The 15,040-nt window shown below is 54.6% G+C and carries 13 protein-coding genes; 6 read left to right on the forward strand and 7 right to left on the reverse strand.

Features of this window, described 5'->3' with window-relative positions:
- Positions 1-4: 4 nt before the first annotated feature.
- Together DWY76_RS00485 and DWY76_RS00490 are read left to right on the forward strand one after the other, a co-directional pair.
- A complete protein-coding gene (locus tag DWY76_RS00485; RefSeq protein ID WP_120079262.1) occupies positions 5-2,416 on the forward strand; it encodes an endonuclease MutS2 in 2,412 nt (803 codons plus the stop codon).
- Between the two features lie 109 nt (positions 2,417-2,525).
- On the forward strand, positions 2,526-3,392 hold the full coding sequence (locus tag DWY76_RS00490; protein WP_243111868.1) for an N-acetylmuramoyl-L-alanine amidase: 867 nt from the start codon (positions 2,526-2,528) through the stop codon (positions 3,390-3,392).
- A 599-nt stretch (positions 3,393-3,991) separates the two neighbouring features.
- On the opposite strand, the gene DWY76_RS00495 is transcribed toward DWY76_RS00490, so the two are convergent.
- The 7 genes from DWY76_RS00495 to queA form a co-directional block, all read right to left on the reverse strand.
- The gene (locus DWY76_RS00495) at positions 3,992-5,197 is read right to left on the reverse strand and encodes a tyrosine-type recombinase/integrase (RefSeq protein WP_120079264.1); all 1,206 of its coding nucleotides are present in this window, start codon (positions 5,195-5,197) and stop codon (positions 3,992-3,994) included.
- Between the two features lie 11 nt (positions 5,198-5,208).
- Complete coding sequence (radA, locus tag DWY76_RS00500; protein WP_082210849.1) at positions 5,209-6,621, reverse strand: DNA repair protein RadA; 1,413 nt, start codon at positions 6,619-6,621, stop codon at positions 5,209-5,211.
- A gap of 84 nt (positions 6,622-6,705) precedes the next feature.
- A complete protein-coding gene (locus DWY76_RS00505; RefSeq protein ID WP_133300772.1) occupies positions 6,706-7,446 on the reverse strand; it encodes a hypothetical protein in 741 nt (246 codons plus the stop codon).
- Positions 7,447-7,471: 25 nt separating this feature from the next.
- Positions 7,472-7,867: a TIGR04086 family membrane protein gene (locus tag DWY76_RS00510; RefSeq protein WP_005942088.1), complete on the reverse strand. Its 396-nt coding sequence runs from the start codon at positions 7,865-7,867 to the stop codon at positions 7,472-7,474.
- A 75-nt stretch (positions 7,868-7,942) separates the two neighbouring features.
- Complete coding sequence (gene yajC / locus DWY76_RS00515; RefSeq protein WP_005942086.1) at positions 7,943-8,254, reverse strand: preprotein translocase subunit YajC; 312 nt, start codon at positions 8,252-8,254, stop codon at positions 7,943-7,945.
- Between the two features lie 73 nt (positions 8,255-8,327).
- A complete protein-coding gene (tgt, locus tag DWY76_RS00520) occupies positions 8,328-9,473 on the reverse strand; it encodes a tRNA guanosine(34) transglycosylase Tgt (RefSeq protein ID WP_120079268.1) in 1,146 nt (381 codons plus the stop codon).
- Between the two features lie 97 nt (positions 9,474-9,570).
- Positions 9,571-10,599 carry a tRNA preQ1(34) S-adenosylmethionine ribosyltransferase-isomerase QueA gene (gene queA / locus DWY76_RS00525; protein WP_005942082.1) on the reverse strand — a complete coding sequence of 343 codons (1,029 nt, stop codon included), beginning with the start codon at positions 10,597-10,599 and terminating at the stop codon, positions 9,571-9,573.
- Between the two features lie 170 nt (positions 10,600-10,769).
- On the opposite strand from queA, the gene asd reads away from it, so the two are divergent.
- From asd to DWY76_RS00545, 4 genes are all read left to right on the forward strand, one after another.
- A complete protein-coding gene (gene asd / locus DWY76_RS00530; RefSeq protein WP_005942078.1) occupies positions 10,770-11,852 on the forward strand; it encodes an aspartate-semialdehyde dehydrogenase in 1,083 nt (360 codons plus the stop codon).
- Positions 11,853-11,893: 41 nt separating this feature from the next.
- Entirely contained in the window at positions 11,894-12,787 is an 894-nt protein-coding gene (dapA, locus tag DWY76_RS00535; RefSeq protein ID WP_005942076.1) for a 4-hydroxy-tetrahydrodipicolinate synthase, read from the forward strand.
- A 90-nt stretch (positions 12,788-12,877) separates the two neighbouring features.
- Positions 12,878-13,636 carry a 4-hydroxy-tetrahydrodipicolinate reductase gene (gene dapB / locus DWY76_RS00540; protein WP_044953691.1) on the forward strand — a complete coding sequence of 253 codons (759 nt, stop codon included), beginning with the start codon at positions 12,878-12,880 and terminating at the stop codon, positions 13,634-13,636.
- 141 nt (positions 13,637-13,777) lie between these two features.
- Positions 13,778-14,998: a CapA family protein gene (locus DWY76_RS00545; RefSeq protein ID WP_243111869.1), complete on the forward strand. Its 1,221-nt coding sequence runs from the start codon at positions 13,778-13,780 to the stop codon at positions 14,996-14,998.
- The last annotated feature ends 42 nt before the right edge of the window (positions 14,999-15,040 follow it).

The following is a 15,040-nucleotide window of genomic DNA, read 5'->3' on the forward strand; positions in this document are numbered from 1 at the left end:
ACCTATGGAAACAAGTTACTTAAAAACTCTGGAACTGGATAAGATCATCGCCCGTGCCGCAGAGGGCTGCGTGTGCAAGGAAGCGCGCGAAATGCTGCTTGCCACTCAGCCGCAGTGCGACCCGGACGAGGTGCGCTATGCGCTGGAACAGACCGATGCCATCAACACCCTGCTGATCAAAAACGGCTCCCCGCGCTTTGGCGGCGTGGAGAATGTCAGTCAGCTGGCGGCCCGCGCCGTAAAAGGCGGCGTACTTTCAATGGGCGAGCTGTTGATGGTGGCTGGTGCACTGCGCAATTTTCAGAATCTTTCAAGCTGGTATGGTGCTTCGGAGCACGACGCTCTGCCTACAGACGATCTGTTCTATGCGCTGGCACCGCAGCCGGGCCTGGAACAGCAGATCTCCAGCGCCATTCTGGCACCGGATGCCATGGCAGACACGGCCTCTTATACCCTGAACGATCTGCGCAAAAAGATCCGCGCAACGGAGAACAGCATCCGTGACCGTCTGGAGAGCATGGTCCGCAATATGGATACCTCCAAGTATCTACAGGAAAGCGTGGTTTCCATGCGCAATGGCCGGTATGTTGTGCCGGTCAAGAGCGAATACCGCGGTGAGGTGAGCGGCATTATTCATGATGTTTCGTCTACCGGAGCCACCGTCTTTGTGGAGCCGCAGGCCGTTGTGGAAGCCAATGCCCGCATTTTGCAGTACCGTGCGCAGGAAGCGCAGGAGATCGAGCGCATTCTGGTGGCCTTTACCGCACAGGTGGCCGCCATTGAGCCGCAGTTCCAGTACAGCTACAAGGCTATGCTGGAGATCGATGTTCTGCTGGCAAAGGCACGGCTGGCTTTGGATCTCAAGGCATTCAAGCCTGCTGTCCGCACCGACGATTCCTTCTCGCTGATCCGTGCGCGCCACCCGCTGATCGATCCTAAAAAGTGCGTGCCTGTGGATATTGCTCTGGGCAGGGATTACGATTCGCTGATCATCACCGGCCCGAACACCGGTGGCAAAACCGTCACCTTGAAAACAGCGGGCCTGCTGTGCGCCATGGCGCAGTGTGGCTTCCTGATCCCGGCTGACGAGCGCAGCGAGATCTGCGTATTTGACGAATTTCTGGTGGATATCGGCGATGAACAGAGCATTGAGCAGAGCCTTTCCACCTTCTCCGGTCATATGAAAAAGATCACCGGCATTCTGGAGCTTGCCATGCCGCACACACTGGTGCTGCTGGACGAGCTTGGTGCCGGTACCGACCCCGCCGAAGGTGCTGCGCTGGCTGTGGCCATCATTGAAGAGCTGCGCCGCCGCGGCGTGCTGCTGATGGCCACCACTCACTACGCTGAGCTGAAGGTGTTTGCTCTGGAAACCAAGGGCGTTGTCAATGCCAGCTGTGAGTTTGATCTGGAAACGCTGCGCCCGACCTATAAGCTGAGCGTCGGCGTGCCGGGCAAATCCAATGCGTTCCTCATCAGCGAAAAGCTGGGCATCCCGGAGCGCGTGATCGAAGCGGCACAGCAGCATCTTTCCGCAGAGGATAAGCGTCTGGATGCCGTTCTGGGACAGCTGGATGATCTGAAGCTGCAGCTGAAGGAAAGCCAGAACGAGGTGGAAGAGCTGAAAAATGAAGCTTCCCACCAGCTGGAAGCCGCGCAGAAAAAGCGTGATGAGCTGATCCGTCAGGGCGAAAATGAACTGGAAGCTGCCCGTGCCAAGGCTCGTGCGCTGGCACAGCAGGTGGAAAGTCAGGCTTACGCCCTGACCGACGAACTGCGTCAGCTGCAGAAGGACGAGCGCATGAGCACCCAGCAGAAAGCTCAGCGCGCCCGCGAGATCGCCAAAAAAGAATCGGAAAAGCTGTTTATCGGCTCCGAGGCTGTGCATAACCCCGTCAAGGAATTTGTGCCGCTGAAAGAGGTCAAGGTAGGGCAGGAGGTCTGCATTGCAGAGCTGAACCAGCTGGCCACCGTATTGGCCCTGCCGGATAAAAACGGCGACGTTCTGGTGCGTGCAGGCATCATCAAGACCAAAGTTCCGCTCAAGGGCTTGAAACAGCCGGAAAAGCTGGTCAAGGAAAAGAAACCGCAGACTAAAGCACAGCAGCGCTATTCCCGCCTGACCGGCGATGCCAACCGCCCGAACGGCAGGGTAGAGAGGGTACAGCGTTCCGCCAAGATGGAATGCAATCTGCTGGGCCTGACGGTGGACGAAGCGCTGCCGGAGGTGGATTCCTTTATCGACCGTGCCATCCTGAACGGACAGACAGTGGTTTATCTGATCCACGGCAATGGAACCGGTGCGCTGCGCACAGCTATCCACAAGCATCTGCGCGGCAACCGCATGGTCAAAAGCTTCCGTCTGGGCCGTTATGGCGAGGGTGAAAGCGGCGTGACCGTGGTAGAGCTGAAATAAAGAAAAAGCTATCCGAAGGATTTTTCGGGTAGCTTTTTCTCACATTGAAGGAATTTGCAGAGCAGGATCGTATTCTATAAAGAATGCTAATATAAGGATGTAAGCCAAAATGGCAAAACGATATTCCAATGCCGCGCACTCAAAAAGACGAAAACAGACTTCTCATGTGCTCAAAAATACGGTCATTCTGCTTTTTTGCGCAGTGGGCATCTGGTTTGGCAGCTCACTCTGGCATGCAGCGCTGACTCTGCAGACAGCTCAGCCAGCGGAAAGCATCGCCGGTGAAGAATTCCGTCCGCAGGTCGGTGATCCTCCTTACCGCGTGGTGATCGATGCCGGGCACGGTGGAGCAGACCCGGGTGCAAGGGGAGTGATCGAAGAAAAAGATATGACCGCAGCAACCGCCTCGGAACTGATCCGGCTGCTGCAGCAGGACTCTAATTTTATTCCGCTGCAGACCCGTGACAGCTTTGATGAAACCACTACACCCGCCCAGCGTGCCGCCAGAGCGGACGAACAGGCACCGCAGCTGCTGCTTTCCATCCACGGCAACTCAGCTGCAAATGGCTCCACTGCATCCGGCTTTGAGTGCTATCCGGCAGTGCCGGGCCGGACTTGGCATCAGGAAAGCTTTTACTTTGCGCAGCTGCTTGCCAAAGGAATGCAGGCTGCAGGAGCATCTCTGCGTGGGCGCGGGGGAGTCCGATACATTTATTATCTGGAAAACGATCAGAAGCAACTTGTGGAAAGTACCCACACCGAGGTGCGTGCAGAGCGAAGCTTTACGTTGCTGGAAGATGTAAATTGTCCGGCAGTGCTGGCAGAGCAATGCTTTGTAACGAATGAAGCAGATGTTGCACAGTTCGGCAGCGAAGAAGGTTGTAAAAAAACAGCCCGCGTTTATTACGAAGCGATCTGTGCATACTTTGGCACACAGCCGCAGGCCGAGCAGCTTGCCGGGTTCACTTTAAATTAAAAAGTATCAGCATAGCATCACCAAGGGAGAAGAAGCGATAACATTCTGAACCCAACACCATACAGCTATCGGTATTTTAAGACCGCTGAACTCATAACCAGAAGAGAAGGGCGGTCTTATTTTTTTGAGTGTATAATTTTCGTATAATGCACGTTATGCGAAATGCAGGGAAGCGAAAAATCTCTATTTTCCTGAATCTGGCCTTTTCCGCGACCTGCGGATCTGCAGCCATCTGTAATACCGTATGATTCAACTTTTGCGTTTTTTATATTTTTGTGTCTCATTAGTATTTTGGTGCTACAATCTTTTTATGGACTTACAAATTACAAAAGCTGCACAGTCTGCCGCTGCCATGCGCGCTTGCATTTTATTTTTCCAGATTCTCTTTTTATGTTGATATAAGTTCTGTGGTCATTCTAATCTTTTTATTTTTCTGCGCACGACCATTTGCTCGTGCGATTTCAAATCGCTGGCCAGATCACAGCTTATCATTCCATTATTTATATAAATATATCTATAAAAATACCGCCGATGACATGTCCGCACCTTGGACGCGTCACAGACGGTATCGTTTCATTTTATGGGTATTCTTATGTGGTTCAGGAATTTCCGTTTCCAGCGTTCGCATCAGGCTTCATTGCAAGCACGGAAGCATCCAGCCCGATGCCATCCTGAGCCGCACCCTCAAAGGCTTTCATGGGCACAGACGAAAGTTCCTCATCCAGAGCTGAATCCTCTGCTGTCTCCCCTTTTTCCTTTTCTGTTGTATCCAAGATGTGAGAAGATGCTTTGGGCTTTTTGACCTTGCCCAGCGGGTTTTCTTCAATAGCCGCGCGCACCTGAAATTCCTGTAGGTGCGTATAAATTTGTGTGGTAGACACGTTGCTGTGGCCCAAAAGCTGCTTGAGTGTAAGGATGTCCACATTGCCTGTCTGATACATCAGAGTTGCGGCAGTGTGGCGCAGCTTATGTGTGGAAAAGCCTTTTAATCCGGCCGCTTTCATTGCACCGGTCACTAGCTGTTCTACCCTGCGGTTCGAGATACGCTCTTTGCGCCGTCGGGTAATAAAGACCGCCTTTTCCTGCGGCAGAAGCCCCTCCATCGTATTGCGTTTGCCCAGATACAGCCGCAATGCTTCCATGCAGGCATCATTCAGATAAACCATGCGCTCCTTGTGGCCCTTGCCAAACAGGCGTATCTGGCGGTTTTCCAAATCAATGTCGTCCAGATTCATGCCGACAAGCTCTGCCAGACGCATTCCACAGTTCAAAAACAGCGTCACCATGCAATAATCCCGCTCCGGAAAATCGCTTTGGGTCTGCGTGCTTTCCAATAACTCCATGGACTGCTCCGCCGTCAGATATTTGGGCAGTACCTTATCCTGTTTGGGTGGGTGGATGGCCGCAGTCGGATCAGCATCCAGCCGGTTGACCTGATTGACCAGGTAATCATAAAAGCCGTGCAGGCTTGCCAGCCGCCGGGCCGTTGAAGACTTTTTGTTGCCGCACTCGCGGTTTAAAAAGTACAGATATTCGTAGATATCCTCCTTTGTTACGGAGGCCCAGAATGCGGTGTCCAGCCCTTTGGGGTCGATATCCTTCATCTCGCTGTCTTCGGGCACAAGCCCACGGCGGCGCTTCATAAAACGGCTGAATCCGCGCAGATCACAGTAGTAGCTGAACGCCGTGTTTGCGCTTTTGCCCGCGATCACTTCCAGATAGCGGACGTATTCTACAATGTCCGGCGCAGCATCATCGAAGGGCTTGTGCTTGCCGGGATTTTTCTCGTCCAGATAGATCGACATTGTTTTTCCTCTTATAAGCGGTCAGATTTCAGGGCATTGATCGCATCGGTGATATAAGCCGCGCCGATCAGCTGCATTCCAGGATAATCTGCCGGGCTCAGATGATTCAGGCTGTGCTTCGGGATCACCGCACGTTCAAAGCCGATACGCTCTGCCTCATGCAGGCGCTGTTCCAGATTGGGTACGCTGCGCACTTCACCGCCAAGGCCGACCTCGCCAATGGCGATCAGCTTATCGCTGACGGGCCTGTCCAGCAGCGAGGAGACCATACTCAAGCAGACAGAAAGATCACAGGCAGTATCACGCAGCGCAATGCCGCCCACGATGTTGATATATACATCCAGGTTTCCAAAGAAATACCCTGCACGCTTTTCCAGCACAGCGATCAGCAGATTCATGCGGTTGTAGTCGTAGCCGCTGCAGGCACGGCGCGGTGCTGGAAAATTGGTTTTGGTTGCAAGGGCCTGAATTTCGCTCAAAATGGGACGGCTGCCCTCCATGGTACAGGCCACACAGTTGCCGGAAACGCCAAGAGGACGGCCTTCCAGCAGCATCTGTGAAGGGTTTTCGATCTCAGCAAGGCCCTGCCCCGTCATATCAAACATGCCCAGCTCATTGGTAGAGCCATAACGGTTCTTGGCCGCACGCAGGATGCGGTACGGCAGCATTTTATCGCCCTCAAAGTAAAGTACCGTATCCACGATATGCTCCATGACTTTGGGGCCTGCAATGGCACCGTCCTTGTTCACATGGCCCACAATGAACATGGGGATCTCCTGCTTTTTGGCCACGGCCAGCAGGCGGGCCGCACTTTCCTTGACCTGACTTACCGTACCGGCGGAGGACGAGATATCCATGCAGCGCATCGTCTGGATGGAGTCGATGACCACGAGATCCGGCTTTTCTTTTTCGATCAGGCCGCAGATCTCGTCCACATCATTCTCCGCTGCCAGAAAAATGTTATCCTGCGGCACTTTCAGCCGGGCAGCGCGCAGCTTGACCTGCCGCACCGATTCCTCGCCAGTGATATACAAAACGCTGTGCTGGTTGGAAATGGCACCGCACAGCTGCAGAAGCATAGTAGATTTGCCCACACCCGGCTCACCGCTCAAAAGCACAACGCCGCCCAGCACAATGCCGCCGCCAAGTACACGGTCCAGCTCCGAAATGCCGGTCAGAATACGGCTTTTTTCTTCGGTCATGCTGATCTCAGAAAGGCGTTTTGCGGTCAGGGTGGTCACCCCTTCCGGGCGGGCGGCTGCCGCCTGTTTGGCTGCGGCAGTACCTGCTTTGGGGGCTTCCGCTACAACGTCCTCGTTCATCGTGTTCCAGCTGCCGCAGCTTGGGCAGCGGCCCATCCAGCGGGGGCTTGTCTCGCCGCAGTTGGAACACACATATACAGTTTTCAGTTTTGGTTCCTTCATCAAAAAAGCTCCTGTTACATTGTCTTGGCTTTATTATTCTCTATTGTAGCATATAACAAGCAAACCCGCAAGAAAAGCCCTTGCTCAAAGCCTGCTTCCAATGCTTGCAAGCGCTGCAGAAATGCCGCACAGCGGCACAAATAACGTCAGCGTCAGCAGATACTGCCGGATGAATCCATGTGGCCGGACGATCTCCCGGTCAGGCCCTGCTGCAAAAAAGGAACAGACGCGGATCTGGCTGCTCACCCGCAGAGAATCTGTGCCGAGCGTGCACAGCCCTGCAGAAGCAGCTGCCGCAGGCAGAAATGCAAGCAGCAGAAGCCACGTTTCTCTTTTCAGTGCCGTGTCGGAAAGCAACTGCACAAACAGCGTCCCGTTTCCCAGCCCATAGAACATCGTAAACAAAAAGATCAAAACCGGCCCCAGTACGGAAAAGCCCATCAGGAACAGAAGGGTCGCGGCCGCAGCCAGCGTAAGATATTCCATTCCGAAAAGGCTGGCCGCAGTATGTGCATCTGCAGCAGCAAACAGGCCGCGCCAGCTTTGCAGGTAATATTGCAGCCAGTCCGGCTGCTGCTTTTCGCAGAAAGCCAGAAGCACGCCAGCTGAGCCAGAGCCGATCAGAAAGGCACAGACGAGCAGCCAGCAGGTTTTCTGCCGGGTTTCCGTGTGATGTCTCTGCAGCGGTGAAGGCACTTCCGGTGCGGATCGTTCTGGCGGCAGTGTTTTCTGCGGCTGCGGCAGAAGCGCAGCTTCACCTGTGGGAAGCTGCTGCGCGGCTTCTGGCAAGTGCGCTGGCGTTCCTGTTTGCTGATAGACCCACATGATCGAACCTCCTTGTTTTATTTGTTCAGCTGCGGCGCTTTTTCTCCCGGGTCACCATGCCCAGCAATCCGCCAATACTGCCGCACAGGATCAGCACAGCAAACCGCAGCAGCGGCGGCTCTTCCGTAAGCGTACCGGAAGGAACGCTGAGCACCACGAGCAATGCCGCATAAAACAGGCCCTGTACAAGCCCGCACAGCAGGCCGCGTTCCTTTTTGCAAAATGCAGCGATCCAACCGCTGCAAAGGCTCCCTGCACCAACGGCTGCTGTTGCCAGCGGCGGTGCGGCGGCACCAGAATAACCCTGTGCTGTCATCAGCGCTGCCATTGCGGCCAGCCCGCCCGCTGTGACCATAACGCCGACTGCCCCCGCCAGCAGAAGAACCCGGAGTTCCGCCGGGAAAAGTTTTTTCTCAGACATAAAAACGCGCCTCCCTGCCAGTAATCTATGCAGGAAGACGCGTTTGATATGCTCTTAATTGTTTGAAGAAAAAGCTTACTTCTTGTCAGCCTTGTCCATGTTCAGCTTTTCAACAGCGGAAATTGCAGTCTTGGTGAAGCGGATCTTCACACGGTCAGCACCGGTCTCCAGAACAAAGGTATCGTCCTTGATTGCAACAACACGGCCAATGACACCGCCAATGGTGGTGACCTGATCGCCGATCTCCAGGCTGCTGCGCATTGCGGCATCCTTCTTCTCCTGCTTCTTCTGGGGACGATAGATCATGAAGTACAGCAGAACCAGCATCAGAGCCAGTGTGAAGAACAGGCTGATGTAGCCTTCGGAAGTGGTAGTCAGAAATTGCATGGGGCAAAATCTCCTCTCAAAATTCAGATAAGCTTATTATACCTTTTTAAACGACCTGTTGCAAGACTTATTCTCAAATTCGGGTATCCAGAAGCTTTACATATTTATCGTGGAAAGCCGTGAAGGTGCCTGCATCCAGCTCATCCCGGATACGCTCCATCAAATGGTTATAGAACCACAGGTTGTGCATGACGGCAAGGCGCATTCCCAAAATCTCCTCCGCTTTGAACAGGTGGCGGATATAGGCACGGGAATAGCTGCGGCAGACCGGACAGCCACAGGCAGGATCAATAGGGCGTTCATCGCGCTCATACTTTGCATTCTTGATGTTGATGATACCGCTCCAGGTGTTCAAGTGGCCGTGGCGTGCATTACGGCTGGGCATCACGCAGTCAAACAGATCTACGCCGCGGGAAACTGCCTCAATGATATTGCCGGGGGTGCCAACGCCCATCAGGTAGCGGATCTTATCCTTGGGCATGTGGGGCTCCACCTGACTGATCATTTCATACATCACCTCGGTGGGTTCGCCCACAGCCAGACCGCCGATGGCGTAACCGTCCAGATCGAGGTCTGCGATCTGCTTCATGTGCTCCACACGCAGATCCGCAAAGGTACAGCCCTGATTGATGCCAAACAGCAGCTGATCGGGATTCACGGAAATGCCCTCGTGCTTCAGGCGGGCCATTTCAATCTTACAGCGTTTCAGCCAACGGGTCGTTCGTTCGCAGCTGGCCTTGGAATAATCGTGCTGTGCGGGGTTCTCTACGCACTCGTCAAAGGCCATGGCGATGGTAGAGCCAAGGTTTGCCTGGATCTGCATGCTCTCTTCCGGTCCCATAAAGATGCGGTGGCCGTCCAGATGGGAGGCAAAAGTCACGCCCTCTTCGGTGATCTTGCGCAGCTTTGCCAGACTGAATACCTGAAATCCACCGCTGTCGGTCAGAATGGGGCCGTTCCAGCGGGTAAATTTGTGCAGACCGCCCATATCGGCTACCAGCTTGTCGCCGGGGCGCAGATGCAGGTGGTAGGTGTTGCACAGCATGACCTGTGCGCCAATGTCTTTCAGGTCCTGAGCAGACAACCCGCCCTTGATGGCACCGGCGGTAGCCACGTTCTGAAAAGCGGGCGTCTGCACCGTGCCGTGCACGGTCTTGAACTCGCCCCGCCGGGCGTCGTGTTCCTGCTTGAGCAGCTTATAGGTCGTCAAAGAAGGCATAGTTTTTGTTCCTTTCTGTGCACGGAAAACAGCCGTGCGATCTTCATGAAAAAGCCCGGGATCAGGCTCATCAACAACAGAATAGCGGGAAAAATAATCAAAGAATCAGCATCGCATCGCCAAAAGAGAAGAATCTATAACGTTCCTCCACAGCCACCTTATAGGCTGCCATGGTCTTCTCGTAGCCATACAGGGCCGACACCAGCATGATAAGGGTGCTTTCCGGCAGGTGGAAGTTGGTGATCAGGCCGTCGATGCAGTTGAACTTCACGCCTGGATACAGGAAGATAGAAGTGTTGCCGCTGCAGGCGCGGATTTCGCCGTACTTTGCGGCAACGGCTTCCAGCGTGCGGCAGCTGGTAGTGCCCACTGCGATCACACGGTGACCGGCAGCCTTGGTATCGCGGATCATCTGCGCCGTTTTTTCGTCGATGCAGTACCATTCGCTGTGCATTTTGTGATCCGCGATCTCGTCCTCCTGTACAGGGCGGAAGGTGCCCAGACCCACATGCAGGGTCACTTCAGCAATGTTCACGCCCTTGGCGCGGATGGTATCCATCAGTTCCGGGGTGAAGTGCAGGCCAGCCGTGGGCGCTGCGGCGCTGCCAAGCTCCTTGGCATAGACGGTCTGGTACTGGCTCTGATCCTCCAGCTGCTTGGTGATATAGGGCGGCAGAGGCATTTTGCCAAATTCGTCCAGCTTTTCATAAAGGGTCTCGGTATCGTAATAGAATGTAACGTACTTGTTGCCGTCCTCCATGGTCTCGTCCACCACGGCGGTCAGGCTGCCGTCACCAAAGCTCACCTTCGTGCCGGGCTGCATCCGCTTGCCAGGCTTTGCAAGGCACTCCCACTGGTCGCCTTTGACCTGACGCAGCAAAAGCAGCTCACACACAGCACCGGTGGGCTGCTTGACGCCCACGATGCGGGCAGGCAGGACCTTGGAATTGTTTACCACCAGCAGGTCGCCCGGCTCTAAAAATTCCGGTAGATCGTGGAAGATCTTGTGCTGGATGCTGTCGTCTTTCTGGCTCAGCACCATCAGCCGTGCAGAGTCTCTGGGGTCAGCCGGCTCCTGTGCAATGAGTTCTTTGGGTAAATCATACCAAAAATCTTTTTTTAACATAGCGTGCAATTTGCCTTTCCGATGATTGACACGGACACCGTATCAATGATATCATAAAATCTGTATAAACAGTATCTATTATATTGCATCGCTGTCCGGTTTGCAAGCCGTGAATCTATGTAATAGAAATATTTATTGAGTTCGCTTTCACGAAAGGAAAGGTGCTGGAAATGGAAAAACAGTATAAAGTGGGTATCGTAGGTGCGACTGGTATGGTCGGTCAGCGTTTTGTGACGCTGCTGGAAAATCACCCCTGGTTCAAGCTGACCGTTCTGGCTGCATCCGGCCGCAGCGCCGGCAAGACCTATGAGGAAGCTGTCGGTCCCCGCTGGGCCATGACCTCCCCCATGCCGGAAAGTGTCAAGAAGATGGTAGTTTTGGATGCATCCAAGGTGGAAGAGGTTGCTTCTCAGGTGGATTTTATCTTCTGTGCAGTCAACATGCCCAAGGATGAGATCAAGGCTCTGGAAGAGGCCTATGCAAAGGCTGAGTGCCCGGTGGTGTCCAACAACAGTGCAAACCGCTTTACCCCGGATGTGCCCATGGTGGTGCCCGAGATCAACGCCGACCACATCGAGATCATCCCCGCACAGCGCAAGCGTCTGGGCACCAAGCGCGGCTTTATTGCCGTCAAGTCCAACTGCAGCCTGCAGAGCTATGTTCCCGCCCTGCACCCGTTGATGAAGGATTTTGGTGTCAGCAAGGCTCTGGTGTGCACCTATCAGGCCATTTCCGGTGCAGGTAAGACCTTTGACCGTATGCCCGAGATCGTGGACAACGTGATTCCCTACATCGGCGGCGAGGAAGAAAAGAGCGAGCGCGAGCCGCTCAAGCTGTGGGGCCACATTGAGGGCGACCATATCGTGAACGCCGAAAAGCCGGTGATCACCGCACAGTGCTTCCGCGTGCCTGTCTCCGACGGCCACACCGCTGCCGTGTTTGTAAGCTTTGAGAAGAAGCCCACCAAGGAGCAGATTTTGGAGGCATGGGCAAACTTCCGCGGCCCCGCACAGGAGCTTGACCTGCCCAGCGCACCCAAGCAGTTCCTGCATTACTTCACCGAGCCGGATCGTCCGCAGCCCAAGCTGGACCGCAACACCGAGAACGGCATGGCTGTGTGCATCGGCCGCCTGCGCGAGGACACCCTGTTTGATTACAAGTTTGCCTGCATGAGCCACAACACCCTGCGCGGTGCTGCAGGCGGCGGCGTTCTGCTGGCAGAGCTGCTGGCCGCAAAGGGCTATTTCGACTAAGTATATTTTGCGCAAAAGCGCATACAAAGGAGTTTTAGGCTATGAAGAATCCTGTCTTTACCGGCGCGGGTGTTGCCATTATCACCCCGATGTACGAGGACGGAAGCATCAACTTTGACGAGCTGGGCCGCATTATTGAGGATCAGATCGTGCACCATACCGATGCCATCATCATCTGCGGCACCACCGGCGAGTGCTCTACTATGACCGATGAGGAGCAGCTTGCCGCCATCAAGTATACGGTGGATGTTGTCAACCACCGCGTGCCCGTCATTGCAGGCGCTGGCTCCAACGATACCGACCACGGCTGCGCACTGGCCGCAAAGTCTGCCGAATGCGGCGCAGACGCTCTGCTGATGGTGACTCCCTATTACAACAAGACCACGCAGGCTGGTCTGGTTGCTCACTTTACCGCCATGGCTGAGGCCGGAGGCATCCCGGTGATCATGTACAACGTGCCTTCCCGCACCGGCCTGAACATTGCCCCGGAGACTGCTCTGGAACTGAGCAAGCATCCTCTGATCAACGGCATCAAGGAAGCTTCCGGCAACATCTCTCAGGTAGCCAAGATCGCACAGCTGTGCGGCGACGAGCTGAACATTTATTCCGGCAACGACGATCAGGTGGTTCCCCTGCTGGCTCTGGGCGGCAAGGGCGTGATCAGCGTCGTGTCCAATGTCAAGCCGGAGCTGGTGCACAACTGCTGCAAGGCATTCTTTGACGGCGATACCGCAAAGGCCCGTGAGCTGCAGCTGGAAATGCTGCCGCTGGCTGATGCGCTGTTCTGTGAAGTGAATCCCATCCCGGTGAAGTACGCCATGAATGTGCTGGGCTGGGAAGCTGGCGAGTGCCGTCTGCCTCTGGTAGAGCCGAGCGAGGCCCACAAGGAGCAGATTGAAAAGGCTCTGCGTGCAGAGGGTCTTATTACAGAATAAGTTTTTGGCTGCAAAATGCCCGGCGGAGCGCTCTGTCCGGGCATTTTGCGATATGCCGATATGCAAAACGGGCAGGAAAGGATAAAAATTATGACGGATATTGTGATTCAGGGCATCGGCGGCCGCATGGGCCATGTGCTGTGTGATATGATCGCACAGCGCGAGGACTGCCGCGTGATCGCAGGCATCGACCTGAAGGATGGCGAACAGAACGGCATCCCTGTGTATGACAGCCTGGAAAAGCTGGACGGAAAGGGCGATGTGATCATCGATTTCAGCTCTCCGGCCGCTGTGGAAAAGGCTCTGCCCTACTGTGAAGCTCACAAGCTGCCCATCGTGGTGTGCACCACCGGCCTTTCGGAAGAGCTGCAGCTCAAGGTGGTGCAGCTATCCCGCACGGTGCCGGTGTTCAAGAGCGCTAATATGTCCATGGGCATCAATGTGCTGTCGGAGCTGTGCAAGCGCGCTTCGGCTATTCTGGGTGTGAACTACGATGTTGAGATCGTGGAGCAGCACCACCACAACAAGCTGGATGCACCTAGCGGCACCGCTCTGATGCTGGCCGATGCCATCAACGAGCAGAATAATGGCGAATATCACTATGTGTATGATCGTTCTTCTGTCCGTCAAAAGCGCGACCCGAAGGAAATTGGTATCAGTTCCGTGCGCGGCGGCAGCATCGTGGGTGATCACGAAGTGCTGTTCTGCGGCCCGGACGAGGTGATCACTCTCAAGCACACCGCTTACTCTCGCAATATTTTTGCAAACGGCGCTGTGAATGCAGCAGTTTACCTTGCAAAAAAGGAGCCGGGCCTGTACAATATGGGTGATATGATCGCTGCACTTTAAAAAGCCTGATTGCTCTGCTTTTGGCAGAAACATGGTGGAAGGATGTGGACGCGGATGAACAAACAATCCCCGCAACAGCACCGGCGCAGACCGACTGCAAAACGCCGCGCCAAAAGGCAGGCTTTCTGGACAGCCGGAGCGATGCTGATCGTATTTCTGTTCTGCCTGCCATTGCTGCCAAAGTTCTTTCTGCAGGAAAGCATACCGACGGCAGAACCGGTGAGCACGGAAAGCTCTTCTGCAGGTTCTGCCACTGTATCACAGCCGGAAGAAGCAGAGCCTGCGCCAGAGCCGGAACCGCAGCCGCTGGTTCAGACTGTCCGCTTTTCTGCAACAGGAGATAATCTGATCCACGCTCCCATTTATAAGCAGGCGCAGCGCCGCGCTTCCGGAGAGGAAGCTTACAGTTTCGATTACTGTTACGAACATATTGCGCCTTTTTATGCACAGCATGATGTGAACTGGATCAATCAGGAAACGCTCTGCACGGATGAATTGAAGCCATCCTCCTACCCATGCTTTTCTACGCCGGGCGATTGCGCCCGTGCGCTTTACCGGGCGGGTGTGCGGGTGTTCAGCCTGTCCAATAACCACACCTACGATAAAGGCGCTTCCGGCATTGCCGCTACCCTGCGCTTCTGGGGCAGTATGCCGGAGGATGTTGTAACGATCGGTTTGTGGAAGGGAGAAAGCGACTACGGTCATGTCCCGCTGCAGACTGTCAATGGTGTAACGATCGCATATCTTTCCTACACAGAGCATACCAATGGCATCCCGCAGAACAGCTCCATGCAGGCCAATGTGATCTATACCAGCCAGACCGATGTGATCGAGCAGCAGGTAAAAGCGGCACGTCAGCTTGCAGATTTTGTGGTGGTGGGTGTGCACTGGGGCGTAGAAAACAGCCATGCCATCGCAGATCCGCAGCGAACTCTGGCGCAGAACCTTGCAGACTGGGGTGCAGACTTGATCATTGGCACCCACCCGCATGTGCTGCAAAATGCACAGTGGCTGACTGCAGCAGACGGCAGGCAGGTGTTCACGGCCTATTCTCTGGGCAATTTTATCAGCACGCAGGAAAAGCCCAATCAGCTGGTCGGCGCAATTTTATCGGTTCAGCTTGAAAAAACGACCGAACCGGACGGCACTGTCCGTTGCAGCGTGCTCTCTCCCAGACTTCTGCCGACGGTGACCCACTATGATGCAGGCAAATCCAATGTGCGTACCTACCTGTTCCGCGATTATACCGAAGCCCTTACAAAGGCCCACGGAGTACGGAAGGCGTATCCAGATTTCAGCCTGGAAATGATTCAGTCCATTGCCCGGGAAAATATCGACCCGGAGTTTTTGCAGCTTACCTGAATATTTTTGTATTGTTGAAGCCCGCCTTTCGGGCAGAACGGA

The sequence above is a fragment of the Faecalibacterium sp. AF27-11BH genome (assembly GCF_003603005.1).
GTDB lineage: Bacteria > Bacillota > Clostridia > Oscillospirales > Ruminococcaceae > Faecalibacterium > Faecalibacterium taiwanense.